The following is a 26,689-nucleotide window of genomic DNA, read 5'->3' on the forward strand; positions in this document are numbered from 1 at the left end:
ACACCATGTTCGAATCCCTTGTCCGGTTCGTTCGCGAACAGTACCGCACCAACGAGTTCATCCCGCTTCATGCACCTGTCTTCGCAGGGCATGAACGGCAGTATGTGTCGGACACCATCGAGTCGACCTTCGTCTCCAGCGTCGGCGCGTACGTCGATCGTTTTGAACGCGATATCGCGACTTACACCACTAGTCCGCGGGCTGTTGCAACGGTGAACGGAACCGCCGCCCTCCACATCGCGCTTCAATTGGCGGGCGTGCGAACCGGTGAATTGGTGATCACCCAGCCGCTGACCTTCGTGGCGACATGCAACGCAATCGCTTACTGCAACGCCGAACCCGTTTTCGTCGACGTCGACCGCCATACGCTCGGTCTATCCCCGAAAGCACTGGCAGCGTGGCTGGAAGAGCATGCCCACCTGGGTGACGACGGCCTGTGCCGAACCAAGATGGACGGTCGAGTTGTCCGTGCATGCGTGCCCATGCACACCTTCGGCCATCCCGCAGACCTTGATGGACTCGTTGCGGTGTGTTCCGCATGGAAGCTTGCGTTGGTTGAGGATGCGGCCGAATCGCTGGGCAGTCTTTACAAGGGACAACATACAGGCACGTTCGGGCTGCTAGGGACGCTGAGCTTCAACGGCAACAAGATCATCACGACCGGTGGCGGCGGAATGATCCTCTCTGGCGAGGCACTGGCGACACGTGCAAAGCACCTGACAACTACCGCCAAAAAACCCCATCCGTTCGAATACGTGCACGACGAGCTCGGCTACAACTATCGGCTGCCGAACCTGAATGCAGCCCTAGGCTGTGCGCAACTCGAACAGCTTGAGGAATTCGTCGCGAACAAGCGCGAACTCGCAGCCCGCTATGCTGAGCACTTGAAAGGCAGCGACCTTCAGTTCGTCAGCGAGCCACCGGAATGCCGCTCCAACTATTGGCTCAATGCGGTCGTGTGTGAGGACCGAGAGCAGCGCGATGCGCTGCTGAAGGCGAGCAACGCGCAGGGTGTCATGACACGGCCAATCTGGGCCCTCATGAACCACCTCTCGATGTACGCCTCCAGCCTGAAGGGTGAGCTTGCGAACGCGGAATGGCTGGAGGCGCGAGTGGTGAACTTGCCGAGTAGCGTGGTCCAGCGGAGCCTCGCATGATAGGCAAGGTCGCGGTATTCACCGGAACCCGCGCCGAATACGGCTTGCTCTACTGGCTGATGAAAGACATCCAGGCGAGCAAGCATCTGACGTTGCAGGTGATCGTCAGCGGCATGCATCTGTCACCAGAGTTCGGGGAGACCTGGCGACAGATCGAGACGGACGGTTTTTCAATCGACGCGAAGGTAGAAATGCTGCTTTCCTCCGACACTCCAGTCGGCGTGGTCAAGTCCATGGGCTTGGGCACGATTGGTTTTGCGGATGCGCTTGATCGCCTGCGCCCTGACTTGCTCATCGTACTTGGCGACCGCTTCGAAGCACTGGCTGTCGTCCAGGCTGCGTTGATCCTGCGCATTCCCGTGGCACACCTGCACGGTGGCGAGATCACAGAAGGCGCATACGATGACGCTATCCGACATGCAATCTCGAAGATGGCGAGCCTTCACTTCACCGCAACCGAAGCGTACCGACAGCGCGTGGTTCAGATGGGAGAGTCGCCCGAGACAGTTTTCAACGTGGGCGCAATCGGTCTCGACCATCTGCTACGCACCGCGCCCATGACGCAGACCGAGCTATCGGCTAGTTTGGGTTTCGCCCTGCGTAAGCCCTATTTCCTGATGACATATCACCCGGTGACCGTAGTTGACGAAGATCCCGAGGAGACATTTCGTTCCATGCTGACCGCCATCGACCGCTTTCCGGACTATCAGGCGCTCCTGACCTATCCGAACGCCGACAACGGTGGCCGTAAAATTATCCCCTTGCTTGAGGACTACGCCCATCGTCACCCCGGGCGCGCAGCAGCGGTACCGTCCTTGGGTTTCAAACGCTACCTCAGCGCATTGCGCGGCGCTGAAGCAATGATCGGAAATTCCTCGAGCGGCATTATCGAAGCACCCTCCTTCGGCGTCCCGACCATCAACATCGGAGCCCGTCAGCAAGGACGCCTCGCGGCAGAGTCTGTACTGCATTGCAAGGCAGATACTGCGTCGATCGAGTGCGCGATCACCAAGGCGATCTCACCCGAATTCAAGCTGCGCGCCAAAAATGCCGTCAACCCATACGGTCAAGGTAATGCGGCCGCTCAGATCGTCAACGTGATCGAACGACATTGCGGACGATTCGAGAAGCACTTCTACGATCAGGTGTCCCCACCATGAACACGCCTCATGTCTACGTCATCGCCGAAGCGGGCGTTAACCACAATGGCCAGCGCGATCTTGCCCTTGCCCTTGTAGACGCTGCAGCCGACGCCGGAGCTGACGCGGTCAAATTTCAGACTTTCAGTGCAGCCAAGCTGGCGGCGGCATCCGCTCCGAAGGCCGCGTATCAAAAGCGCAGCACCGATGCCGCCGAAAGCCAACTGGCAATGCTGAAGAAGCTCGAGCTGCCGATCGAGTGGCATGCGCCACTTCAAGCGCATGCCAGAAAGCGTGGCATCGAGTTTCTCTCCACGGCGTTCGATACCGATAGTCTGACCTTCCTTGCTGTATTGGGCATGCCCCTCTTCAAGGTCCCTTCGGGCGAACTAACCAACGGACCGCTGCTCTGGCAGTTTGCCCGCACGGGCAAACCCCTCGTTCTGTCTACTGGCATGGCCACCCTCTCGGAAGTGGAACAAGCCCTCGCGATCGTCGCCCATGCCTTGAACGCGCCGGCAGAACCCCACTCCATTGATGAGGTTTGGCGCGACTGGAGCCGGCCCGATTATCGACAGAGCCTCAACGGTCACGTCACACTGCTGCACTGCACATCCCAATATCCAACGCCCTATGGTGAAGTGAACCTTCGGGCAATGGATACGCTCTCGACAAGCTTCGGATTAGATGTCGGGTATTCCGATCACACCGAAGGCATCTTGATTCCCGTCGCCGCCGTAGCTCGCGGTGCCAAGGTCATCGAGAAGCACTTCACGCTCGACCGCAGCTTGCCGGGTCCCGATCACCAGGCCTCCCTGGAGCCTGCAGAGCTCAAGAGGATGGTGCGCGAGATCCGGGCTTTGGAGCGCGCACTCGGCGACGGTAGCAAGAGCCCGCAGCTCAGTGAATGGGACACGCGCCAGGCAGCCCGACAGCAGGTAGTGGCTGCCCGTAACATCAGCCAGGGAGCGACGATTGTCCGCGAGGACCTGACGACCGCGCGCTGCGGTAGTGGCCTGCCACCCACCGCACTTTGGGGCTTGGTCGGCCAACGTGCCACCCGTGCGTTTGAGGCGGGCGAGGTTATCGAGGCATGAGCACGCCAAGCGACGCGGCGCTTCCTCTCATCCTGCTCGGAGCGGGTGGCCACGCGAAAGTGTTGCTTGCGCTTGCTCAGGCAGATCGACGCTGCGTAATTGGCGTCTGCGATCCCCAGTTGGCACAGGACGGCCAGAAACAATGGCGAGGCATCCCCGTTCTTGGAGGAGACGATGCCGTCTATGACCATAGCCCGGCACAGATAGGACTGATCAATGGCGTAGGGCAACTAGTCGGCAACTCAAGTCGAGCTCGGCTCTACCTTGCCCTGCGTCAACGGGGCTACCATTTTCCCGCCTTGGTGCACCCCACCGCATGGGTTGCAGATGACGTCAAGCTAAGCGACGGTGTACAAGTCATGGCTGGCGTACGCATTCAGCCTGACTCCACCATTGGTGAGAATTCCATTATCAACACCCAGGCCAGCGTCGACCACGACTGCCGGATCGCGGAGCACGTGCATGTTGCACCCGGTGCGACGCTATGTGGTGGCGTCCATGTCGGCGCGGGCGCTTTTATCGGCGCAGGCGCCGTAGTGATCCAAAGCCTGACCGTCGGCGCCAATGCCGTCGTCGGCGCCGGGATGACACTCACACGATGCCTCGCTGCAGGCAACATCCAAATCGGCGCAGCAAGCCGGCTCAAAACCACTTGATTCCCTTAAAGAGCATGAAGAACTGGCAAGACGCCCTGGTTACACCCGACACCCCCCTTGAGACCGCCATCGCGACACTCGATAGAGGCGCACTGCGCATTGTGCTCATCGCCGACGAGGAACGTCGACTCCTTGGCACGCTCACCGACGGAGACGTTCGCCGCGCCCTTCTTAAACACCTGCCGTTGGATCTTCCCGTTAGCCAGGTGATGTGCTCGGCGCCGCAGACAGCACAACTGAGTTGGAGCAAAGACAGAATGCTTGCGGTCATGGAGAGCAAGCAACTCCTTCACTTGCCGGTAGTTGACGACGAGGGCCGCATCGTAGCTCTGGATACCCTGCACGACCTTCTCGACCGCCGACGCTCGGACAACCCGGTTTTCCTGATGGCAGGCGGATTCGGAACGCGTCTTCACCCCCTTACCCACGACTGCCCAAAACCCCTACTCAAGGTCGGCGGCAAGCCTATCCTCGAAATCATCCTCGAAGGCTTCATCAAATCTGGTTTTCATCGCTTTTTCATTTCAACACACTATCTCCCAGAGATGATCCGTGATCATTTTGGGGACGGATCCCGCTGGGGCGTAACGATCCGCTATGTGCACGAGGAGACACCGCTCGGCACTGGCGGGGCCCTCGGTCTTTTACCCCATGACGAGATCGAAAGCCCCCTGTTGATGATGAACGGCGATTTGCTCACCACGCTCGACTACCGTGAGCTTCTCGCTTTTCACAATGAACACGGCGGCGTCGCAACGATGTGCGTCCGTAACTACGAGTTCCAGGTTCCGTACGGTGTCATTCAAAGCGAAGGCCATCGGATCCGTTCCATGATCGAGAAACCCATCCAGCGATTTTTCATTAACGCCGGGATTTATGTGCTTTCGCCCGAGATCATCAAGACGGTGAAGACTCAGACGCGCATAGATTTACCCACACTCCTCGAACGGGAAATATCCATAGGGAGCGATGTAACCATGTTCCCCTTGCACGAGTATTGGCTCGACATCGGAAAGATGGACGATTTCAAACGCGCCCAGAGCGAAATCAACGGACTCTTCCAATGAAAATTCTCGCACTGATCCCCGCGCGAGGCGGTTCGAAGCGGCTTCCCGGCAAGAACATAAAACCCCTCAACGGTCTCCCGCTGATAGCGTGGACGATCCGGAGTGCCCAGCAAAGCGGCGTCTGTGCCGCAATACAAGTCTCCACCGATGACCCGCGCATTGCCGAGGTCGCGACGCAATACGGTGCCGAGGTTCCTGGACTACGTCCGGCAGAACTCTCAACTGATACGGCGACGAGTGTTGATGTAGCACTTCACGCGCTTGATTGTTACGAACAAAAGGAAGGGCCGATCGACGGATTGATGCTCCTTCAACCCACATCGCCATTCCGGCGCGTCGAGACAATACGAGAGGGTGTTCGGCTGTATGAGAGGTACAACGCCGGACGTCCTGTTGTTAGCTTTAGTCCCGCTCTGACACATCCTAACTGGTGTTTCAAGAGGGCCGCTGATGGGATGGAGCCGTTTTTGGGCTGGGCAGACTTAAGCGCGAGATCTCAGGATTTAAGCACAGCTTGGACCCTTAACGGGACTCTCTATTTGATCTGTCCAAATGATTTAAGAACGGCGAGAACATTTGTCACTCCGAATTTATCACCCCTACTTCTTCACGATTATCGAGAGGGAGTCGACATCGATACCCCAGAGGACTGGGCGCTAGCCGAGCGGCTGGCTAAAGACTAACCACACGATAATCTGGATCGATTAAAAACAAAACCATGGAATATATAGAACGCCATCTTTAACGCCCAGTATTTTTTCCTCACTCCACTGCACCCATGCAAGAAAACAAAATCTCTGTTTTTGTTGGCTTCACGCCGTATCACGCACACTTAGCAGCACAGATAATCGAGCAGACTGACGGAGCAATATACTGCATATTCAGTAAAATTTGGCCCGACACAGCAAAACACTACACACGATTCGGCGGGAACTCGCCCACACCGGGAGCAATTAATTTAATAATATCATTAATCCGTTTTTCCATATTTATTCATCTATCTTCAAGGCGTAAAACTTTAGTAGATATTTATATTCCACACCCGGGGCATATTTTCACAAACTATCTCTTTCACACTGAGAAACTTAGAAAAAGACTTTTTATCTATGAAGATGGACTTCTTAACTATGTGGACACAAACTCGAAAAGCCTTTTTGTAACCCGACTTAAGCGGTTACTTTCATACATCGTCGGATTGCCGTACACCGACTACTCCGGCCACACTGCTGGGTACGACATCAGATGCTACGATGGCGCGTTCTTGACAATGCCTGAAAGAGCAGTGCGAAAAGATCGACTTGGAAAAATACATAACCTGAATACAGCAAGGCCACCTATTTCAACCATTGCCCGCAGAATTCTATTTCTCGACCAAGATGTCTCTGGCTATATAACGGAAACGAATCGGCAAGAGTGCATAGAGAGAATGCTCAACACTTATCCTCTAGGAACTTTCGAATACCACTACAAACCTCACCATGATTTTAAGTCAAAGATCTCAGATCTAATGACGCCGCTCTCCCCCGCAATTTCAGCCTACCCTGCGGAAGTTTTGATCGACAGAATCAGACCAAGCCTGGTAATCAGTTTCTTCAGTTCAGCCCTGATCAACATTAAGCACGGCTGGCCAGAGATCGAATGTGTATCGCTTGCAGCAGATCAAGTCCGTATTACCCGTGACAGCGTGCCGACCACGCTGCGCGAACTCTTCCAAGATGTTGGAGTGAGATGCTTGTAATTCGGGAACGCTCCCCCCGCCCCCATGCCTAGAGGCTCACGGCTGCAATAGCCGTCGGACCCATCGCCGCTGTATTTAGAATCACCACCAGAAACCACCCTCATGCTTGGACAACATCAACTGCCATCGGGCAGCGCCCTCAAAAATGGATTACTGCTGAGGGGCGCCGTATTACGGCTGTTGCTGCTGCTGTTCCTCACCCTCTTCGGCACCGGCGCCTACTTCATCGCACTGACCCGCAGTAATTACGTCGATCCAAACGTCAGCCTGCTGATAATAGCATCGGCACTTTATTTTCTGTTGCTGTGCCTCATATCCGTCACAAAACGGTCCTATTACTGGGCAGCACTTCCGCTCGTTATTCTTAGTGTCCCCAACGCAATCAACGATTTTTTCCCATCCATGTACATGGGCCCACCCGATGCGAGCGTGGATCCGCCAGCTTTCGCGCTGTTCACACATATTGACCTTTTTCTGATACTCGGCCTGCTTCGGCATGGGCGCTTCAGGTTCTCTAGGCAGCTAGTCGCCGCAGGTTTCGCCGCCCTATTCATCGCCTTTTTTGTTGTCACCAACTACTTGACCAGCGCCTGGTCCACCAACGGCATCTACGGGCTCTACCAAATTCGATATGCCCTATTAGTTTACTTAGTATTCCGCACAATCGGCTTCGACAACGCGCGACGTCCGTTCGTGCTCGGGCTGATTGCGGCCATTGTCCTAACCCTGATGGAAACGCTGGTCCTCTCCTTTCTCTTAGCACCGGCCGGCCACCTGATCAGCGGCAATCTTGGCAAGAACCCACTGGGCCATTTCGGCGCAGCTGCGCTGAGTTTTTTCATGTTTTATCGTGCCCCCAAAGCCGTCATACTGCATAAGTATCTCCCGCTTGGGATCGCCACACTCCTGATGCTCGGCTCCGGCACTCGCTTCTCCGTCGTCGCCGCATTGGCCTCACTACTACTGGTCCATTCAATACGCTCGTCGACGATATTGAAGAACGCGGCATATTTTTTTATTGGCGCGCTCGCAATACTCACCCTTCTCCTCGTCACCCCGCAAGGAAAAAGCATCGTCGGGGGGATAGCCCACGTCAGCGAGAGTATCACTGCACCGGATTTAATCGAACGTACGCCAGAATCCAGCTCGATGATCACTCGGCTTCAGACGTGGTTGAATACTATCGACATGGCCAGCAAACATTGCCTGACCGGTGTTGGACCGGGCAACTGGACTTTCCTGAAAGGCGATTTCCATATTCCGTACGAAGGCCTGCTCGATCCTCACAACGATCTGCTCAATTTCGTCGTCTCCTACGGCGTACCTTTCGGGCTGCTGTTCTATGCAGCAATTTTGATCTACCCATTAATTGCCGGACATCGAATTTCATTCCAACGCCACGACGAGTTCCTGCAAGGTTGCTATGCTTTCATTCTCTGCATCGCACTCACCGGACTGACGAACGCGACACTTTGGAAGCACTCGATATTCGGATTAACCTGCATCTTCGCTTGCATTTTGATCTTCAGCCGGCGAGAGCAAATCACGAAATGACAAAAACTCTTTATATTTTAGGCACCCGTGGCGTCCCTGCCCAGCACGGCGGTTTTGAAACCTTCGCCGAGAAACTCTCTCTGTTCCTCGTTAAGCGAGGGTGGCAGGTCACTGTTTTCTGCCAGGAGGATGGTGATGGCAACGCTTGGGCGAGCGTTTGGGAGGGCGTGCGGCGTATCCACATTCCAGTGAGTAGGGCCGGCGCCGCAGGGACGGTCATCTTCGATTGGAAAGCGACGCGTCGCGCACTCTCAGAGCACGGATTGTTTCTCACCCTGGGGTACAACACCGCGCTCTTCAACCTGATGCAACGACTCAGGCAGCAGAAGAATGTGATCAACATGGACGGGATTGAATGGCGTCGCGACAAGTGGGGCCTTATTGCCAAAACTTGGTTCTGGCTCAACGAGCGCGCGGGCTGTTGGATCGGCAACCACCTTGTTGCCGATCACCCGCGCATCAAAGACCACCTCGCCACACGAGTCAGCGAAGACAAGATCACGATGATCCCCTATGGGGGCGACGAGGTCCTTTCAGCAGATGCAGGGCTGCTCACTGCATACGACATTGAACCTGGTCAGTTCTCTGTGATCATCGCCCGCCCCGAGCCCGAAAACTCGTTCCTTGAGATGGTTCGCGCCTTCAGTTCAAAGGAGCGCGGCCACAAATTGGTGGTGCTGGGCAATTTCAATCCTGACCGCAACCCCTTCCACAAAGAGGTAATGAGCGCTGCGAGCGAAGAGGTAATCTTCCCCGGCGCGATCTATGAGGCGCCCGTGGTCCAGGCCTTGCGCTTTTACAGCCGGTTCTACTTGCACGGCCACCGGGTCGGTGGCACGAACCCCTCCCTCGTTGAAGCCTTGGGTGCGGGCTGCGCTGTGATCGCGCACGACAACCACTTCAACCGCTGGGTGGCGGGGCCGGAAGCCGCCTATTTCAAGGACGAAGCCGAGTGCGCTGCACTTTTCGATCGCCTTCTTTCAGACGATGCAGCCGTGCAGCGTATGAAGGCTGCCAGCCGCGCACGCTTCTATGAGCGTTTTACTTGGGAGCAGGTGTTGAGTGAGTACGAGGAATTGCTCACACGCTGGTATCCAAAGAACTGAACGGACTTTCCCATGAATCATCGCATCCTCGTCACCGGCGGAGCCGGCTTCATCGGCTCCGCCGTGGTTCGGCACTTGATCGAAAGTACGACGCACCACGTCGCCAACCTCGACAAGCTGACTTATGCCGGCAATCTCGAATCGCTATCCTCGATCGCGGACTCGTCGCGCTACCGCTTCCACCAGGTCGATATCTGCAACGCTGGAGCCTTGGACCAGGTCTTCGCCGAGTTCCGCCCCACTGCGGTGATGCACCTCGCCGCCGAATCCCATGTGGACCGCTCGATCGACGGCCCGGCCGAGTTCATCCAGACCAACATGGTCGGCACCTACACGCTGCTCGAGGCCGCGCGCCGGTACTGGAATGGCCTCGCCGATGATGCGAAGGCCGCGTTCCGCTTCCACCACATCTCCACCGACGAGGTGTATGGCGACCTGGAAGGCACGGACGATCTGTTCACCGAAACCACACCTTACGCGCCGAGTTCGCCCTACTCCGCCTCCAAGGCCAGCTCCGATCATCTGGTGCGGGCGTGGCAGCGGACCTACGGCCTGCCGACGCTGGTGACCAACTGTTCGAACAACTACGGGCCCTACCATTTCCCGGAAAAGCTCATCCCGCACATGATCCTCAACGCCCTGGCGGGCAAGCCGCTGCCGGTGTATGGCGATGGATCGCAGATTCGGGATTGGCTCTATGTGGAGGACCACGCCCGGGCGCTGGTCGAGGTGGTGACGCGGGGGAAGGTTGGGGAGACCTACAACATCGGCGGGCACAACGAGAAGCGGAATCTCGAGGTGGTGGAGACGATTTGCGATCTGCTCGATGAGATGGTGCCGTGGGTAGATCGGGGACAAACCAGCTCATACAGGGAGCTGATCACCTTCGTGAAGGATCGGCCGGGGCACGATCGCCGGTACGCGATCGATGCTTCGAAGATCGAACGCGAGCTGGGATGGAAGCCGCAGGAAACCTTCCAAAGCGGCATTCGCAAGACCGTGCGGTGGTATCTGGACAATCGTCAGTGGTGGGAGCGCGTGCTCGACGGCAGCTACCAGTTGGCCCGTTTGGGAGAGAAGGCATGAAAGGCATCATCCTCGCCGGGGGTTCCGGCACCCGGCTGCATCCGATCACGCGCGGCGTCTCCAAGCAGCTGCTGCCGATCTACGACAAGCCGATGATCTACTACCCGCTGTCGGTGCTGATGCTGGCGGGCATCCGCGAGGTTCTGGTGATCTCGACCCCGGACGATCTGCCGAACTTCCGCAAGCTGCTGGGCGACGGCTCGGAATTCGGGATCGCGCTGAGCTACGCCGAACAGCCGTCGCCGGATGGTCTGGCGCAGGCCTTCCTGATCGGCGAGGACTTCATCGGCGACAGCAGCGTGTGCCTGATCCTGGGCGACAACATCTTCTACGGCTACGGCTTCAGCGCGATGTTGCGCGAGGCCGCGTCTCGGGAGCGCGGGGCAACGGTGTTCGGCTACCACGTCTCCGACCCCGAGCGCTTCGGCGTGGTGGCGTTCGACGCGGCCGGCAAGGCAGTCTCGATCGAGGAGAAGCCGAAGGCGCCCAAGTCGAGCTATGCGGTGACCGGGCTGTACTTCTACGACAACTCGGTGGTGGAGATCGCCAAGCAGGTGAAGCCCTCGCCGCGCGGCGAGTTGGAGATCACCGACGTCAACAACGCCTACCTGCAGCGCGGCGACCTGCATGTGAGCCTGCTCGGGCGCGGCTTCGCCTGGCTGGACACCGGCACCCACGATTCGCTGATGGAAGCGAGCCACTTCGTGCAGACCATCGAGGCGCGCCAGGGGCTGAAGGTTGCCTGCCTGGAAGAGATCGCCTACCACCAGGGCTGGCTAAGCCGCGAGCAGTTGTCGCAACAGGCAGATGCCCTGAGCAAGACGGGCTATGGGCAGTATCTGCAGCGTCTGGTGACGCAGGAGGCGGTGAAATGAAGGTCGTCGAGACGGCCCTGCCCGGCGTGTTGATCATCGAGCCGAAGGTGTTCGGCGATCATCGCGGCTTCTTCATGGAAACCTTCCAGGTCGATCGTTACCGCGAGATCGGCATCGAACTGCCCTTCGTGCAGGATAACCACTCGCGCTCGCAGCGCGGCGTGCTGCGCGGGCTGCATTTCCAGAAGACCTGCCCGCAAGGCAAGTTGGTGAGCGTGAGCCGAGGGGCGGTGTATGACGTGGCGGTGGACATCGACCCGGCTTCAGCCAACTACGGCAAGTTCGTCGGGGTGGAACTGAACGACGAGAATCACCGGCAACTGTGGATTCCGCCGGGCTACGCGCATGGGTTCTGCGTGGTGAGCGATGTGGCGGACTTCCAGTACAAGTGCACCGACTTCTACTTTCCTGAGGACGAGGGCGGGCTGATCTGGAACGATCCCGACGTGGGGATTCCCTGGCCGATCGAGGCGCCACAGTTGTCGGGCAAGGATTCGAAGAATCCGCGCCTGAGGGAGTTGCAGGCCGGCTGAACAACCTATGTCGAGGAGGATTCGGCGGCCACCGAGAAGCGTAATGACGTTGCCCTTACGCCTTTCTAGATGCGTGAGCCGTATTTACGCGTGATCGCTGCGGCCGACGCCACTGGCATTCGGGGCGTGATCGTTCATTCATGCACTGTCGGAGAGCACTCGGCTATTTTACGAGCATGCTGCTTCGATCCGTCTCCTCTCGACCCCATGCCTTTGATGGCCACCCTTGCGGATCTGCGCGCGGGCCTACAGGGCTCCCGCGACGGGCAGCGACCCGTCGCCCGGCCGCGACCTGGGGCTTGGGTTCGATCTGGAAGTAGGCGAGCTTGCGAGTAAACTAAAGGCCACGAAGGTCGTGGTTGTGATCTGAGCATTCTTTTGAAAGGGAAACACATGCCGACGTATGTCGAATTGATGGCGCAGATCGAGGCGCTGCAGAAAGAGGCGGAGCAGGTCCGTCAGAACGAGATCGACGGCGTGATCGCCGAGATCAAGCAGAAGATCAGCGACTACGATCTCACCGCGGCCGACCTCGGTTTTGGACCTGCCGCACCCGCGCGGGAAGAAAGGCCGGCGCAGCCGTCAAAACGCGGCACGGTGAAGCCGAAGTACCAGGACCCGATCTCGGGCAAGACCTGGAGCGGCCGCGGCGTGATGCCGAAGTGGATGAAGGCCGCGGTCGAGGCCGGGCGCAGCCGCGACGAGTTCCTGATCCCGCAAGACTGACCCGCTCTTTCACTCCCGCTTCGCTCGAAGCGCCGCTACACCTGTTCAAATGCCCCACTCCCTGCGCTATTCACCCACCTTCGCCGAACGGTATCCGGTGGCGTTCGCCGTCGCCCTGATCGACGCCGGCATTGCCCTGTTCGCAGCGCACCTGGCGTACTTCATCCGCTTCGACAGCTTCGATATCAGCCCCCGATATCTGGTGGGTGCGATTGTGTGGGCGTGTCTGGTGGTGGGCTCGCTGTTCGTCATGGGGGCGTACGGCTCATGGCGCGGGCAACCCTTCCTGCGCCACGTGTCGGGCGTGGTCGGTGGCTGGCTGCTCGCGGCGGCGCTGCTGACGATGCTGGGCTTTCTGCTGAAGACTTCCGAAAGCTATTCGCGCCTGTGGTTCATGTACACGATGGCGATCAGCGCCGGACTGGGCAGTGGCTTGCGCCTGCTGGGCTTCCTGGCGCTGCGTCGCGCGCGCCGCGCGGGACGAAACCTGAAACAGGTGGTGGTGGTGGGCCCTGCCAGCCGAAAGGGCTTGCGGCTACCACCCGAGCTCGCGCTGCGCGAGCATGGTTATGCGATTGCGGAGGTGCTGGACTGCAGCGACTCGCCGGACTGGGTGACCAAGCTGCCAGACCAGGTGGACGCAACAGGCGCCCACGAGGTGTGGCTGATGCTGCCGCTGAGCGAAGGGGCACTGATCCAGTCCGCCGTATATGGGCTGCGCCACCATGTGGTGTCGATCCGCTTCATGCCGCAGCTTGACGATCTGCCGCTGCTCAATCACCGGGTGAGTCACGTCGCGGGCGCCTATTCGATCGACCTCAGCGTCAGCCCGATGGACGGGGCCGCGAGAGTCGTCAAGCGGGCGGAGGACCTGATCGTCGGAACCCTGATCGCGCTGTTGATCCTTCCGGTCTGCGCGCTCATCGCGATCGCGATCAAGGCGACCTCGCCCGGACCGGTGCTGTTCAAGCAGCATCGTACCGGCATCAGCGGCAAACGCTTCAAGGTGTACAAGTTCCGCTCCATGGTCGTCCATCAGGAATCGGACGGGCATGTCACCCAGGCGCGCAAGGGCGACGCCCGGATCACGCCGATCGGCGCCTTCCTGCGCCGTACCAGCCTCGACGAGTTGCCACAGTTCTTCAATGTGCTGCAGGGGCGCATGTCGATCGTCGGTCCGCGCCCGCACGCCCTGGCGCACAACGAGTATTACAAGGATCTCGTCGAGTCCTACATGCAGCGCCACAAGGTGAAGCCGGGAATCACCGGCTGGGCGCAGGTAAATGGCCTGCGGGGCGAGACAGACACGCTCGAGAAGATGAAGGCCCGCGTCGAGCACGACCTCTGGTACATCGACAACTGGTCGCTGTGGCTCGACCTGAAGATCATCTTCCTGACGGTGTTCAAGGGGTTCGTGAATCCGAATGCATATTGAGGGGTGAAGGCCTGGGCGATCGCGTGACTCAGATGGATGACCGTCAACCCCTAGCCGGTGTTGGACGAGGACGTTAGGATCGACGAGACTCGAATCGAGGTCGACGTCATGGACGCCGCATGAATTCCGGGACGCAGGCATGGTACCCACGGCTGGCGAATGCGACCGCCCAATAGTGCAGCCAGTGGCAATCGCGCTGAGGGCAGCGCTCCTACAGCCGGTGCCACCGCAGACGAAGCCCCCGTAGGAGCCCTGCCCCCAGGGCGATAACAGCGGTTGTCGCGGCGATGGGCGCCTCAATCGCGCTGGGGGCAGCGCTCCTACGACACCCCTGGGGCGGCATGCTGCGGAGCGATGGGATATACTTCCGTAGTATCCCATGATTCGAGGAGCAGCCCATGGCGACCACCACCGTTTTCACGAACAACCGCAGCCAGGCGGTGCGCTTGCCCGCCGAGCTTCGCCTTCCCGAAGGGGTCAAGCGGGTCGACGTCCGCGCGCGCGGCCTCGAACGCATCATTGCGCCGATCGGGCATCTGTGGGACAGCTTCTTCATCGACGGCCCGCAGGTCGACGACGATTTCATGACCTCCCGCGCCAGCCAGGAGCAGCCGGAGCGCGAGGCGTTCTGATGCTGCGCTATCTGCTGGATACCAACATCGTCATCTACGTGATCAAGCGCCGACCCTTGTCCGCGCTCGGCTTGTTCAACGAAAACGCGGGGCACATGGCGATCTCGTCGATCACCTTGGCCGAACTGCTGCATGGCGCGGAAAAGAGCAACGCGCCCGCGAAGTCGCTCGCCGCAGTGGAGGATTTCTGTAGCCGCCTGGAAGTCCTGCCCTATGGCCCAAAGGCGGCGATGCACTACGGCAGCATCCGGGCGAACCTGGAACGCCGCGGGCTCACGATCGGGGTGAACGACGTGCACATCGCCGCGCACGCTCGCAGCGAAGGGTTGACGCTGGTGTCGAACAACATTCGCGAGTTCGAGCGGGTAGAGGCGCTGCAGCTAGCGAATTGGGCGATCTGACCACCGCCGTGCCCCAAGCCCCCGTAGGAGCCCTGCCCTCAGGGCGATAACGGCCGTTGTCGCGGGGTTGGACGCCGTGATCGCGCTGAGGGCAGCGCTCCTACAGCCGGCGCCACCCCCGACGCAGCCCCCGTAGGAGCCCTGCCCCCAGGGCGACAGCGGCGGATGTCGCGGGTATGCCCGCCGTCATCGCGCAGTGCGCTGCGCTCCCGTAGGAGCACTGCCCCCAGGGCGATAGCAGCGGTTGTCGATGGCGCGGCCGCAGTCATCGCGCAGAGGGCTGCGCCCCTCAATGCGCCTCCTCCCAGTTCTCCCCCGCCCCCACTTCCACCAGCAGCGGCACCTTCAGCTCGGCGACGCCGCCCATCAGCTTCGGCAGTTCCGCGCGCACGGTCTCCAGCTCGGCTTGCGGCACCTCGAGCACGAGTTCGTCGTGCACCTGCAGGATCAGCTTCGACTTCAGCCCCGCGTCCTTCAGCCAGGCGCTCACCGCGATCATCGCCTTCTTGATCAGGTCGGCGGCGGTGCCCTGCATCGGGGCGTTGATCGCGGCGCGTTCGGCGCCCTGGCGGCGGCCGGCCTGCTGGGCGCGGATGTCGGGCAGGTGCAGGCGGCGGCCGAACACGGTCTCCACAAACCCCTGCTCGCGCGCCTCGGCGCGGGTGCGCTCCATGTAGTCGGCGACGCCGGGGTAGCGGGCGAAGTAGCGGTCGATCCAGCTCTGCGCGGCGGCGCGCTCGATGCCGAGGTTCTTCGCCAGGCCGTGCGCGCTCATGCCGTAGATGAGGCCGAAGTTGATCACCTTGGCGTAGCGGCGCTGCTCGCTGCTGACCTCGGCCGGCGGCACGCCGAAGACCTCGCCGGCGGTGGCGCGGTGGACGTCCTCGCCGTGGGCGAAGGCCTCGAGCAGGCGGGCGTCGCCCGACAGGTGGGCCATGATGCGCAGCTCGATCTGGGAGTAGTCGGCGGAGACGATGAGGTGATCGCGCGGCGCGATGAAGGCGGCACGGATGCGGCGGCCTTCCTGGGTGCGTACCGGGATGTTCTGCAGGTTGGGATCGGAGCTGGCGAGGCGGCCGGTGACCGCGGTGGCCTGCGAGAAGCTGGTGTGCACCCGGCCGGTGCGCGGATTGACCATCCGCGGCAGCTTGTCGCTGTAGGTGCTCTTCAGCTTGGCCAGCCCGCGATGCTCGAGCAGCAGCTTCGGCAGCGGATAGTCCTCGGCGAGCTGGGTGAGCACGTCCTCGTCGGTGGAGGGCTGGCCGGTGGCGGTTTTCTTGACCACCGGCAGGCCGAGCTTGCCGAACAGGATCTCGCCGAGCTGCTTGGGCGAGCCGAGGTTGAAGGGCTGGCCGGCGAGCTCGTGGGCCTCGCGCTCGAGCGCGTGCAGGCGGCGGCCGAGCTCCTCGGAGTGCTGGGCGAGCAGGAAGGCATCGATCAGCACGCCGTTGCGCTCCATCTCGAGCAGCACCGCCATCGCCGGCAGCTCGATCTCGCGGTAGAGCGCGGCCAGGCGCGGCTCGGCCTCGAGCTGCGGCCACAGCGTCTGGTGCAGGCGCAGGGTGATGTCGGCGTCCTCGGCGGCGTATTCGGTGGCGCGCTCCACCGCGACCTCGTCGAAGCCGATCTGCTTGGCGCCCTTGCCGCACACCTCGGTGTAGGGGATGGTCTTGAGGCCGAGATGGCGGCGGGCGAGCGAATCCATGTCGTGGGTGCGGTCGCTCTCGAGCACGTAGGACTGAAGCAGGGTGTCGTGGGCGATGCCGCGCAGGGCGAGGCCGTGGTTGGCGAGCACGTGGGCGTCGTACTTGAGGTTCTGACCGACCTTGGCGTGCGCGTCGGACTCCAGCCAGGGCTTGAGCTTCGCCAGCACCTCGTCGAGCGGCAGCTGCTCGGGCACAGGTGGCAAATGGGCGGCGCCGCGGTGGGCGAGCGGCAGGTAGGCGGCCTCGCCCGCCACGGTGGCGAAGCTCATCCCCACCAGGCGCGCGGCCATCGGGTCAAGGCTGGTGGTCTCGGTGTCGAAGGCGGTGAGGTCGGCGGCGGAGATCTGCGCCAGCCAGGCATCGAAGGTGGGCCAGTCGAGGAGCGTGAGGTAGCCGCCGCGATGCGCACCGGGCTCGCCCGGCGGATCCTCCTCGGCCTGGCCGGCGGGCGCGGCGGCGAAGCGACGACTCTCGGTCGCCGCCTTCGAGGCCCAGACGCTCGCCGCCTCCCCGCCGTCGAGATCCTTCAGCCACGAACGGAACTCGAAGCGCTCGTACAGGGCGCGCAGCGCGGCCTTGTCGTCCTCGCGCGCGGGCAGGTCCTCGAGCTGCACCGGCAGCTCGAGGTCGGTCACCACGGTGACCAGCTTGCGCCCGAGCGGCAGGAAGTCGAGGTGCTTGCGCAGGTTCTCGCCGACCTTGCCGCCCACCTTGTCCGCGTTGGCGATCAGCGCGTCGAGGTCGCCGAACTGGGCGAGCCACTTCACCGCGGTCTTGGGGCCGCACTTCTCCACCCCGGGCACGTTGTCGACCGTGTCGCCCACCAGCGCGAGGTAATCGACGATGCGCTCGGGCGGCACGCCGAACTTGGCCTCGACGCCGGCGACGTCGAGCACCTCCTCGTTCATCGTATTCACCCACTTCACCCCGGGGCGAACGAGCTGGGTGAGGTCCTTGTCGCCGGTGGAGATCACCACCTCCCAGCCGCGCTCGAGCGCCTGGCGCGTGAGGGTGCCGATGACGTCGTCCGCCTCCACCCCCTCGATCGACAGCAGCGGCCAGCCCTCGGCCTGCACCGCCTCGTGCAGCGGCTCGATCTGGGCGCGCAGGTCGTCGGGCATCGGCGGCCGGTGCGACTTGTACTCCGGGTACCAGTCGTCGCGGAAGGTCTTGCCCTTGGCATCGAAGATGCAGGCGCGGAATTCTGCCTTGTAGTCGCTTTCGAGCCGACGTAGCATCGAAAGCACCCCCCTGATCGCCCCGGTCGGCTCGCCTTTCGCGTTGCGCAGGTCGGGCAGCGCGTGGAAGGCGCGATACAGATAGCTGGAACCATCGACGAGAAGCAGGGTGGGCATGCTGAACGATCCTTGCGCGGAAACCTGGGGAACGGCGCCCGACTCCAAGAACGGTGGGCGACACCCATAAAAAGAGAACGACATGACCGCGAAAGCGAAACTCCCCCGCGCCGTGCCGGGCACCGCGGCGCCGCGCCCGAACGGGCGGGAAGCCTGGCGAATCTTCGGAATTATGGCAGAGTTCGTCGAGGCCACCGAACGGCTCAGCCAGATCCGCCCGGCGGTGTCGATCTTCGGCAGTGCGCGCATCGCGCCCGACCACATGTACTACATCCTCACCGAGCAGATCGCGCGCAAGCTGTCGGACGCCGGCTTCGCGGTGGTCTCGGGCGGCGGCCCCGGCATCATGGAGGCGGCCAACAAGGGCGCCTTCTTCGGCAAGAGCCCCTCGGTGGGGCTCAACATCCAGCTGCCGATGGAACAGGGCGCCAACCCCTACCAGGACATCTCGCAGACCTTCCAGCACTTCTTCGCGCGCAAGTTCATGTTCGTGAAGTTCGCCTCGGCCTACGTGGTGATGCCGGGCGGCTTCGGCACGCTCGACGAGCTGCTCGAGGCGATGACCCTGGTGCAGACCAAGAAGAGCCGCCGGATCCCGATCATCCTGGTGCATTCGCCGTTCTGGAAGGGCCTGGTCGACTGGATGCGCGACCGCCTCGCCGGCGAGGGCATGATCAACCCCGAGGACGTCGATCTGGTGCAGGTGATCGACTCGCCCGACGAGGTCGTCGAGGCGATCTTCCGCCACTACGAGAAGCGCGGCTTCGAGCCGCTGCCGGCGGAGCACGAGCTGATGCTGAACCTGTAGGAGCCCTGCCCCCAGGGCGATAACAACCGTCGTCACCCGCTCCACCGCCGCTATCGCGCACAGGGGTGCGCTCCTACGGTGCCTGCGACGGGCGCGGGGCCTGCCGGGGGGCGGGGCTCTGCTAGAATCCGATCATATCGAGGAGATTCCCATGCGCCGCACCCTGATCGCCCTGCTGCTGGCCGCCGCCGTGCCGGTGTTCGCCCAGCAGCCGCCCGGCCTCGAGCCGGTGCCCGAGCCGCCGCCGATGCCGGCGGAAGGCACCGACATCGACGAGCCCGAGGTCACCATCGTCAAGCGCGGCGAGGACACCGTCACCGAGTACCGCGTGCGCGGCAAGCTCTACATGGTGAAGGTCACCCCGCCGCACGGCGTGCCGTATTACCTGATCGACAAGGTGGGCAACGGCGAGATGGTGCGCGATGACACCGCGCCCACCCTGGCGGTGCCGATGTGGGTGCTGACGTCCTGGTGAGCCGACCCGCGCCGCTGCGCAGCTTCGCTCCGGTCTGGCGCCCCGACGCGCGCGTGCTGATCCTCGGCAGCATGCCGGGCGCGGCCTCGCTCGACGCCGCCGAGTATTACGCCCATCCGCGCAACGCCTTCTGGCCGATCATGGGCGCGCTGTTCGGCGCCGGCCCCGAGCTGCCCTACGCCGCCCGCCTGGCGCGCCTGCTCGACGCCGGCGTCGCGCTGTGGGACGTCATCGGCCGCTGCGAGCGCCCCGGCAGCCTCGACAGCCGCATCGTCGCCGACAGCGTCGAGCCCAACGCGCTCGCCCGCCTGCTCGCCGAGAGCCCGCGCATCGGCCACGTCTTCTTCAACGGCAGCGCGGCCGAACAGGCCTTCCGCCGCCACGTCCGCCTGCCGGCGGATTTTCGTGCGATTCGGTTCGCGCGCCTGCCCTCGACCAGTCCCGCCCACGCCGCGCGCGACCTCGCCGCCAAGCTCGACGCCTGGCAGGCGGTGCGCGCGACGCTCGGCCGGCCGCTCGCCCGCGCCGCCTGAGCGGCGTGCCGCGGCCCTCCCCGGAGTCATCATGTCCGTCTTCACCCCCGTTCCCCAACCGGTGCTCGCCGACTGGCTCAGGCGCTACGCGATCGGCCGCCTGGTGGAACTGAAGGGCATCTCTGCCGGCGTGCAGAACAGCAACTTCTTCGTCACCACCACGCTGGGCCGCTACGTGCTGACCCTGTTCGAGGACATGCCGCGCGCCGAGCTGCCCTACTACCTGCACCTGATGGCCCACCTCGCGCGCCACGGCCTGCCGGTGCCGGCGCCGATCGCCGACCGCGACAACGAATACCTCGGCACCCTGCAGGCGCGCCCGGCGGCGCTGGTGCGCCGGCTCGCCGGTGCCTCCGAGATGAACCCCGGCGCCGCGCACTGCACCCACGTCGGCGCGATGCTCGCCGGCCTGCACCTGGCCGGCCAGTCCTACGGCCGCCGCCAGGACAACCCGCGCGGCCCCGCCTGGCGCGCCGCCACCGGCGCCGCGGTGCGCGGCTTCCTGCCCGCGGACGAGCGCGCGATGCTCGACGACGAGCTCGCCTTCCAGGCCGCGGTCGCGCTCGAGGCCCTGCCCGCCGGCCCGATCCACGCCGACCTCTTCCGCGACAACGTGCTGTGGGACGAGGGCCGCATCGGCGGCGTCATCGACTTCTACTTCGCCGGCCACGACGCCTGGCTGTTCGACGTCGCGGTCACGGTCAACGACTGGTGCTCGCACGACGACGGCCGCCTCGACCCCGCGCGGGTGGCCGCCCTGCTCGCCGCCTACCACGCCGAGCGCCCCTTCACCGAGGCCGAACGCGCCGCCTGGCCGGCGATGCTGCGCGCCGCCGCGCTGCGCTTCTGGCTCTCGCGCGCGGCCGACTTCCACCTGCCGCGCGCCGGCGAGATGGTGCTGGTGAAGAACCCCGACGAATACCGCGACATCCTGCGCCTGCGCCGCGGCGCGGTGCCGCCCCTGCCCGGCGCGCCCGCCTGAGCCGGCGCGCTCCCCCCCGAATCCGCCGAACGACACGCAATGCAAGCAAACCGACTCCCGATGCAGCGCGGCTGGGCCTGGCTCAAGGAAGGCGCCCTGCTGTGGCGGCGCAACCCGGCGCTGCTCACCTTCCTCGCCTTCGGCTACCTGCTGATCCTGCTGGTGATCAGCCTCTTCCCGCTGATCGGCCAGCCGATCGCCTCGCTGCTGATGCCGGTGATCTCGCTCGGCGTGCTCAACGGCTGCCGCGCGGTCGACACCGGCCGCAAGGTCGGCCCCGAGGTGCTGCTGTCGGGCTTCAAGTCCAACGTGCCGGCGCTGGTGACGATCGGCGGCATCTACCTGGTCGCCACCCTGCTGGTGCTGCTGCTCACCTCGCTCGCCGATGGCGGCGCCCTGCTCGCCATGATGAGCGGCCCGGTGAGCGAGGAGGCGGCCGCCGACCCGGCGCTCACCGTCGGCCTGCTCACCGCGCTCGCGCTGTCCACCCCGGTGCTGATGGCCTACTGGTTCGCGCCCGTGCTGGCCGGCTGGTGGGGCCTGTCGGCGCCCAAGGCGCTGTTCTTCAGCTACTACGCCTGCCTGCGCAACTGGCGGCCCTTCCTCGCCTACGCGGTGGGCCTGATGCTGTTCGGCGCCTTCCTGCCGGCGCTGGTGATCGGCGTCGCCGGCCTGGTGTCGCCGATGCTCGCCACCCTGCTCTCATTGCCGCTGCCGCTGATCCTGATCCCGATCCTCTTCGCCAGCTTCTACGTCAATGCGCGCGAGATCTTCGGCCTGCCGGAAGGCGTCGCGGATGCGAAATGAGCCGGCGGCCGGACCGCTCGGCATCCTCGGCGGCACCTTCGACCCGATCCACTTCGCCCACCTGCGCCTGGCCGAGGAGGCGCGCGAGGCGCTCGGGCTGGACTGCGTGCGGCTGATCCCCGCTGGCCAGCCGCCGCATCGCGGCGTGCCGCGCTCCACCGCCGAGGACCGCCTGGCGATGGCGCGGCTGGCGATCGCCGGCAACCCCGGCCTCGAACTCGACGACGGCGAGGTGCGCGCGGCGCAGAAGAGCTACACCGTGCTCACCCTCGAGCGCCTGCGCGCGCAGTTCGGCGCCGCGCGCCCGCTGGTGCTGATCCTCGGCGCCGACGCCTTCGAGGGCCTGCCCACCTGGCACCGCTGGCAGGCGCTGTTCGGCCTCGCCCACATCGCCATCGCCAACCGCCCCGGCTACGCGCCGCACGGCCGGCGCTGGCCGCAGGTGCTGTCGCCCGAGCTCGACGCGGCCTGCCGCGACCGCCACACCAGCGACCCCGCCGCGCTGCGCGAGGCGCCCGCCGGCCGCGTCATCCCCTTCGACATGACCCCGCTGGCGATCTCCGCCTCGCTCATCCGCGATCTCATCGCCCACCGCGCCAGCCCGCGCTATCTGTTGCCCGACGCGGTGCTCGACTATATTGGGCAGCACCACCTCTACGGTTGAACACATGGACACCAACACCCTGCAGCAGATCGTCGTTTCCGCGCTCGAAGACATCAAGGCGCGCGACATCGAAGTCATCGACACCGCCCGCCTCACCCCGCTGTTCGACCGCGTCGTGGTCGCCAGCGCCGACTCCGGCCGCCAGACCCGCGCGCTGGCGCGCAACGTGCACGACAAGGTGCGCGAGGCCGGCGGCGACGTGATCGGCATCGAGGGCGAGGAAAGCGGCGAATGGGTGCTGGTCGACCTCGGCGGCATCGTGGTGCACATCATGCAGCCCGCGGTGCGCGAGTATTACCGGCTCGAGGACCTGTGGCGCAACCCGCCCGCCACCCGCCGCCCGGCATCCGGCCAAGACCGCTCCGCCGGCTGACGCGATGCGCCTGCTGGTCGTCGCCGTCGGCCACCGCATGCCGGCCTGGACCCAGGCCGGCTTCGACGAGTTCGCCCGCCGCATGCCGCGCGAGCTGCCGCTGCAGCTGGTGGAGGTGAAGGCCGAGCCGCGCACCGCGGGCAAGACGGTGGAGGCGATGATGGCGGCCGAGGCCGCGCGCATCGAGGCCGCCCTGCCGCCGCGCTGCCGGCGGGTGATCCTCGACGAGCGCGGCGCCGACCTCACGACGAAGGCGCTCGCCGCCCGCCTCGAGGCCTGGCAGGCCGAGGGCGACGACGTCGCCCTCATCGTCGGCGGCCCCGACGGCCTCGCCCCGGCGCTGAAGGCGAGCGCCGCCGAGTCGCTGCGCCTGTCCAGCCTCACCCTGCCGCACGCGATGGTGCGCCCGCTGCTCGCCGAGGCGCTCTACCGCGCGTGGACCGTGACCAAGAACCACCCCTACCACCGAGAGTAAGTTTCCCATGCCGCCCGCCGCCCCCCGCATCTACCTCGCCTCGAAAAGCCCGCGCCGACGCGACCTGCTGCGCCAGATCGGCGTCAGCTTCGACGTCATCGCCTTTCGCAGCGGCGGCGCGCGCGGCGAGGACCCCGATGTGGACGAGACCCCGCTCGAGGACGAGCCGGTCGAGCGCTACGTCGAGCGCCTCGCGCTCGCCAAGGCCGAGGCCGGCGTGCGCCGCATCCAGTGGCGCCGCCTCGCGCAGCGCCTGGTGCTGGCGGCCGACACCACGCTCGAGCTCGACGGCGAGATCATCGGCAAGCCGGTCGACACGGCCGACGCGCGCCGCATCCTGGCGCGGCTTTCCGGGCGCAGCCACCGCGTGCTGACCGCGATCGCGGTGGCCGACGGCGAGCGCGTGCGCAGCGCGCTGTCGGTGAGCGAAGTGCGCTTTCGCACCCTCACCGAGGACGAGATCCGGCGCTACATCGCCACCGGCGAGCCGATGGACAAGGCTGGCGCCTACGGCATCCAGGGCCGCGCGGCGATGTTCATCGAGGACATCCGCGGCAGCTACACCGGCATCATGGGCCTGCCGCTGTACGAGACCAGCGAACTGCTCGCCGCCTTCGGCTATCCTCTGTGGTCGCAGAGCGCGACGCCCTGAGGGGGCGCGCGCCTTTCCCCCGATGAGCCATGCGCAATGGCGGCGTTCCGCTCCGTCATTGCGCATTTCCCATTAGGCCAGGCCAATGACTGTCGAATTCCTCATCAACTTCACCCCGCAGGAAACCCGCGTCGCCCTCATCGAGCAGGGCGTGGTGCAGGAGCTGCACGTCGAGCGCACCGCCAGCCGCGGCATCGTCGGCAACGTCTACCTCGGCAAGGTGGTGCGCGTGCTGCCCGGCATGCAGTCGGCCTTCATCGACATCGGGCTGGCGCGTACCGCCTTCCTCCATGTCGCCGACATCTGGAGCGACCGCCAGAACGGCGAGGGCGCGCGCCCGATCGAGCGCATCCTGTCCGAAGGCCAGAGCCTGGTGGTGCAGGTGCTCAAGGACCCGATCGGCACCAAGGGCGCGCGCCTGTCCACCCAGATCAGCATCGCCGGCCGTCTGCTCGTGTACCTCCCCCAGGAAAAGCACATCGGTATCTCGCAGCGGATCGAGGGCGAGGCCGGCCGCGAGGCCTTGCGCGAGCGCCTCACCCGCCTGGTGCCCGACGACGAGCCGGGCGGCTTCATCGTGCGCACGATGGCCGAGTCCTCCCCCGACGAGGAGCTCGCCGCCGACATCGCCTACCTGCGCAAGCTGTGGAGCGAGATCCGCAGCGCCACCACCGGCGCCCTGCCGCCCAAGCTGCTGCACGAGGACCTCACCCTGAGCCAGCGCGTGCTTCGCGACCTCGTCACCGACGAGACCGCGCGCATCCGCGTCGATTCGCGCGAGAACTTCCAGAAGCTCTCCGCCTTCGCCGCCGAATACACCCCCCAGGTGGCGCCGCTGCTCGAGCACTACGTCGGCGAGCGGCCGCTGTTCGAGCTCTACAACGTCGAGGAGGAGATCCAGCGCGCGCTCGCCCGCCGCGTCGATCTGAAATCCGGCGGCTACCTGATCATGGACCAGACCGAGGCGATGACCACGGTCGACGTCAACACCGGCGGCTTCGTCGGCGCGCGCAACTTCGACGACACCATCTTCAAGACCAACCTCGAGGCCACCCAGGCGATCGCCCGCCAGCTGCGCCTGCGCAACCTCGGCGGCATTGTCATCATCGACTTCATCGACATGGAGAACGCCGAGCACCGCGAGATGGTGCTCGACGAGTTCCGCAAGGCGCTCTCGCGCGACCACACCAAGATGACGATCAACGGCTTCACCGCACTCGGCCTGGTGGAGATGACGCGCAAGCGCACCCGCGACTCGCTCGCCCACCTGCTGTGCGAGCCCTGCCCCACCTGCGGCGGCCGCGGCGAGGTGAAGACCGCGCGCACCGTCGCCTACGAGATCCTGCGCGAGCTGCTGCGCGAGGCGCGCCAGTTCAACGCCAAGGAATTCCGCGTGCTCGCCGCGCCCCAGGTGATCGACCTCTTCCTCGACGAGGAAAGCCAGGCGCTCGCGATGCTGTCCGACTTCATCGACAAGAAGGTCTCGCTGCATGCCGAGGCGAGCTATACGCAGGAGCAGTTCGACATCGTGCTGCTGTAGCGCGCCAAGGCCTCAGCCGCCCGCCGCCCCCAGCGCCTCGAACACCACCCGGCGCTCGATCGCATCGAGCGCCGCCTCCAGCGCCGCCGGCCCGAGCGCCGGCCGCGCCGGGTCGTACAGGTACTGCACCATCGCCCGCGCGCTCACATGACCGTAGTTCGCCGCCCGCGCGATCCAGTCCACCCCGCCCTTCTCGTCCGCCGCCACCCCCCGCCCCGCGATCAGGCAGCGCCCCAGCCAGTGCATCGCATCCAGATGCGCCTGATTCGCCGCCAGCGCGAGCCAGGCCGCGCCTTCCGCGTCCAGCCCCGCGGCGAGGAAGGTCAGCCCCAGGTCGCACTGCGCCTCCGCCAGCCCGGCATCGGCCGCGATCGCCAGCTCGCGCAGCGCGGGCGTCAGCGCCAGGCGCGCCAGCGGCGCCACATCCTCCACCGCCACCCGGGTGCGCTCGCCCGGCTCCACCGTGGGGTCGGTGCGCAGCACCCCTTCCGCGATGCGCCGCCACAGCGTGCGCTTGCTCAGGCCGGTGATCGAGATCGCGGTGTTGAGGCTGATGTAGTCCATCGGGAGGGGCGTGGGAGACGGGAGAGGGGTGGAGTGTAACGCTGCGGGCGGGGCGGGATGGCGAACGGCGCGGCATGCGAGCACGCTGCCTTGTGCGGTGGCACGGCATTCGCTGTGCCAGCAGCGGCGATGACGGGGCCGAGGCTGTGCCAGTTCGCGGACCCCGCTCGCTTGCCGATGGCATTGGCACGGCCCGCCCGCAGGCCGCGTGAAATCGGTCACGCATTTCCGCATGGCATGGCCCTTGCGTACAGGAATGCCGAAGGCGCCGGATGGGAGGCCTAGGCCGACGGCGCCGGAAACGCTGAAATCGAAACTCGAAAGAGGAAACGGAAATGAAGAAGGTTCAACAGGGTTTCACCCTTATCGAACTGATGATCGTCGTGGCGATCATCGGCATTCTGGCTGCGGTGGCGCTGCCGGCGTATCAGGATTATACGGTGCGGGCGCGAGTGTCCGAACTGGCGATCATGGCGTCTGGGATGAAGGCCACAGTTGGTGAAAACATCGCTAACAGTTCTGACGATACTACTTGGTGCAATGGCGTGACTGA

Annotated in this window: 29 protein-coding genes; 27 read left to right on the plus strand and 2 right to left on the minus strand. The window is 64.0% G+C overall.

Annotation, left to right across the window (positions count from 1 at the left end; genetic code table 11):
- Positions 1-5: 5 nt before the first annotated feature.
- From BB334_RS12870 to vapC, 16 genes are all read left to right on the plus strand, one after another.
- Complete coding sequence (locus BB334_RS12870) at positions 6-1,157, plus strand: LegC family aminotransferase (protein WP_068808878.1); 1,152 nt, start codon at positions 6-8, stop codon at positions 1,155-1,157.
- Positions 1,154-2,317 (plus strand): UDP-N-acetylglucosamine 2-epimerase, encoded by a 1,164-nt coding sequence (gene neuC, locus BB334_RS12875; RefSeq protein ID WP_068808879.1) that lies wholly within the window; start codon positions 1,154-1,156, stop codon positions 2,315-2,317. The genes BB334_RS12870 and neuC overlap by 4 nt, the downstream gene beginning before the upstream one ends.
- Positions 2,314-3,393, plus strand: a complete 1,080-nt coding sequence (neuB, locus tag BB334_RS12880; protein WP_068808880.1) for an N-acetylneuraminate synthase — start codon at positions 2,314-2,316, stop codon at positions 3,391-3,393. Before neuC ends, neuB begins: the two co-directional genes overlap by 4 nt.
- On the plus strand, positions 3,390-4,049 hold the full coding sequence (locus BB334_RS17660) for an acetyltransferase (protein ID WP_083200423.1): 660 nt from the start codon (positions 3,390-3,392) through the stop codon (positions 4,047-4,049). Before neuB ends, BB334_RS17660 begins: the two co-directional genes overlap by 4 nt.
- A gap of 14 nt (positions 4,050-4,063) precedes the next feature.
- Positions 4,064-5,116 (plus strand): nucleotidyltransferase family protein, encoded by a 1,053-nt coding sequence (locus BB334_RS12885; protein ID WP_068808881.1) that lies wholly within the window; start codon positions 4,064-4,066, stop codon positions 5,114-5,116.
- A complete protein-coding gene (locus BB334_RS18905; protein ID WP_083200424.1) occupies positions 5,113-5,799 on the plus strand; it encodes an acylneuraminate cytidylyltransferase family protein in 687 nt (228 codons plus the stop codon). Before BB334_RS12885 ends, BB334_RS18905 begins: the two co-directional genes overlap by 4 nt.
- 95 nt (positions 5,800-5,894) lie before the next feature.
- Entirely contained in the window at positions 5,895-6,854 is a 960-nt protein-coding gene (locus tag BB334_RS18210; RefSeq protein ID WP_158014403.1) for a polysialyltransferase family glycosyltransferase, read from the plus strand.
- Between the two features lie 102 nt (positions 6,855-6,956).
- Positions 6,957-8,408 carry an O-antigen ligase family protein gene (locus BB334_RS12890; protein ID WP_083200425.1) on the plus strand — a complete coding sequence of 484 codons (1,452 nt, stop codon included), beginning with the start codon at positions 6,957-6,959 and terminating at the stop codon, positions 8,406-8,408.
- Positions 8,405-9,514 carry a DUF1972 domain-containing protein gene (locus BB334_RS12895; RefSeq protein ID WP_068808883.1) on the plus strand — a complete coding sequence of 370 codons (1,110 nt, stop codon included), beginning with the start codon at positions 8,405-8,407 and terminating at the stop codon, positions 9,512-9,514. The genes BB334_RS12890 and BB334_RS12895 overlap by 4 nt, the downstream gene beginning before the upstream one ends.
- A gap of 12 nt (positions 9,515-9,526) precedes the next feature.
- Positions 9,527-10,600 (plus strand): dTDP-glucose 4,6-dehydratase, encoded by a 1,074-nt coding sequence (gene rfbB / locus BB334_RS12900; RefSeq protein WP_068808884.1) that lies wholly within the window; start codon positions 9,527-9,529, stop codon positions 10,598-10,600.
- Complete coding sequence (gene rfbA, locus BB334_RS12905) at positions 10,597-11,475, plus strand: glucose-1-phosphate thymidylyltransferase RfbA (protein ID WP_068808885.1); 879 nt, start codon at positions 10,597-10,599, stop codon at positions 11,473-11,475. The genes rfbB and rfbA overlap by 4 nt, the downstream gene beginning before the upstream one ends.
- Positions 11,472-12,008 carry a dTDP-4-dehydrorhamnose 3,5-epimerase gene (rfbC, locus tag BB334_RS12910; protein WP_068808886.1) on the plus strand — a complete coding sequence of 179 codons (537 nt, stop codon included), beginning with the start codon at positions 11,472-11,474 and terminating at the stop codon, positions 12,006-12,008. The genes rfbA and rfbC overlap by 4 nt, the downstream gene beginning before the upstream one ends.
- Positions 12,009-12,401: 393 nt before the next feature.
- Positions 12,402-12,734 (plus strand): H-NS histone family protein, encoded by a 333-nt coding sequence (locus BB334_RS12915; protein ID WP_068808887.1) that lies wholly within the window; start codon positions 12,402-12,404, stop codon positions 12,732-12,734.
- A gap of 97 nt (positions 12,735-12,831) precedes the next feature.
- Entirely contained in the window at positions 12,832-14,169 is a 1,338-nt protein-coding gene (locus BB334_RS12920) for an undecaprenyl-phosphate glucose phosphotransferase (RefSeq protein ID WP_232756731.1), read from the plus strand.
- Positions 14,170-14,567: 398 nt separating this feature from the next.
- Complete coding sequence (gene vapB, locus BB334_RS12925) at positions 14,568-14,801, plus strand: type II toxin-antitoxin system VapB family antitoxin (RefSeq protein WP_068808889.1); 234 nt, start codon at positions 14,568-14,570, stop codon at positions 14,799-14,801.
- The gene (gene vapC, locus BB334_RS12930) at positions 14,801-15,202 is read left to right on the plus strand and encodes a type II toxin-antitoxin system tRNA(fMet)-specific endonuclease VapC (RefSeq protein WP_068808890.1); all 402 of its coding nucleotides are present in this window, start codon (positions 14,801-14,803) and stop codon (positions 15,200-15,202) included. The genes vapB and vapC overlap by 1 nt, the downstream gene beginning before the upstream one ends.
- Positions 15,203-15,491: 289 nt before the next feature.
- Here vapC and polA read toward each other — a convergent pair whose 3' ends face one another.
- Positions 15,492-18,263, minus strand: a complete 2,772-nt coding sequence (gene polA / locus BB334_RS12935) for a DNA polymerase I (RefSeq protein WP_068808891.1) — start codon at positions 18,261-18,263, stop codon at positions 15,492-15,494.
- 82 nt (positions 18,264-18,345) lie between these two features.
- Here polA and BB334_RS12940 point away from each other — a divergent pair, with 82 nt between their 5' ends.
- The 10 genes from BB334_RS12940 to rng all read left to right on the plus strand — a co-directional run bounded on the left by BB334_RS12940 (position 18,346) and on the right by rng (position 25,572).
- A complete protein-coding gene (locus tag BB334_RS12940; protein WP_068808892.1) occupies positions 18,346-19,071 on the plus strand; it encodes an LOG family protein in 726 nt (241 codons plus the stop codon).
- A 151-nt stretch (positions 19,072-19,222) separates the two neighbouring features.
- Positions 19,223-19,546 (plus strand): DUF2782 domain-containing protein, encoded by a 324-nt coding sequence (locus BB334_RS12945; protein ID WP_068808893.1) that lies wholly within the window; start codon positions 19,223-19,225, stop codon positions 19,544-19,546.
- Positions 19,540-20,079 carry a DNA-deoxyinosine glycosylase gene (locus BB334_RS12950; RefSeq protein ID WP_068808950.1) on the plus strand — a complete coding sequence of 180 codons (540 nt, stop codon included), beginning with the start codon at positions 19,540-19,542 and terminating at the stop codon, positions 20,077-20,079. The genes BB334_RS12945 and BB334_RS12950 overlap by 7 nt, the downstream gene beginning before the upstream one ends.
- Before the next feature lie 31 nt (positions 20,080-20,110).
- Positions 20,111-21,061: a homoserine kinase gene (locus tag BB334_RS12955; protein ID WP_068808894.1), complete on the plus strand. Its 951-nt coding sequence runs from the start codon at positions 20,111-20,113 to the stop codon at positions 21,059-21,061.
- A gap of 39 nt (positions 21,062-21,100) precedes the next feature.
- Entirely contained in the window at positions 21,101-21,868 is a 768-nt protein-coding gene (locus BB334_RS12960; RefSeq protein WP_198531235.1) for a BPSS1780 family membrane protein, read from the plus strand.
- Positions 21,858-22,532 (plus strand): nicotinate-nucleotide adenylyltransferase, encoded by a 675-nt coding sequence (nadD, locus tag BB334_RS12965; RefSeq protein ID WP_068808896.1) that lies wholly within the window; start codon positions 21,858-21,860, stop codon positions 22,530-22,532. The genes BB334_RS12960 and nadD overlap by 11 nt, the downstream gene beginning before the upstream one ends.
- A gap of 4 nt (positions 22,533-22,536) precedes the next feature.
- Positions 22,537-22,905: a ribosome silencing factor gene (gene rsfS / locus BB334_RS12970; RefSeq protein ID WP_068808897.1), complete on the plus strand. Its 369-nt coding sequence runs from the start codon at positions 22,537-22,539 to the stop codon at positions 22,903-22,905.
- Positions 22,906-22,909: 4 nt separating this feature from the next.
- Entirely contained in the window at positions 22,910-23,380 is a 471-nt protein-coding gene (rlmH, locus tag BB334_RS12975; RefSeq protein WP_068808898.1) for a 23S rRNA (pseudouridine(1915)-N(3))-methyltransferase RlmH, read from the plus strand.
- Positions 23,381-23,387: 7 nt separating this feature from the next.
- Positions 23,388-24,032 (plus strand): Maf family protein, encoded by a 645-nt coding sequence (locus tag BB334_RS12980; RefSeq protein WP_068808899.1) that lies wholly within the window; start codon positions 23,388-23,390, stop codon positions 24,030-24,032.
- Between the two features lie 85 nt (positions 24,033-24,117).
- Positions 24,118-25,572: a ribonuclease G gene (rng, locus tag BB334_RS12985; protein ID WP_068808900.1), complete on the plus strand. Its 1,455-nt coding sequence runs from the start codon at positions 24,118-24,120 to the stop codon at positions 25,570-25,572.
- A gap of 12 nt (positions 25,573-25,584) precedes the next feature.
- Here the strand turns inward: rng and BB334_RS12990 are convergent, their stop codons facing one another.
- On the minus strand, positions 25,585-26,136 hold the full coding sequence (locus BB334_RS12990; RefSeq protein ID WP_068808901.1) for an SEL1-like repeat protein: 552 nt from the start codon (positions 26,134-26,136) through the stop codon (positions 25,585-25,587).
- A 335-nt stretch (positions 26,137-26,471) separates the two neighbouring features.
- Between BB334_RS12990 and BB334_RS18695 the strand changes: the two genes are divergently transcribed.
- Positions 26,472-26,689: pilin (locus BB334_RS18695; protein ID WP_158014410.1), on the plus strand; the 218-nt coding region annotated here is incomplete at its 3' end.

The organism is Thauera phenolivorans (genome assembly GCF_001696715.1).
Classification (GTDB): domain Bacteria; phylum Pseudomonadota; class Gammaproteobacteria; order Burkholderiales; family Rhodocyclaceae; genus Thauera; species Thauera phenolivorans.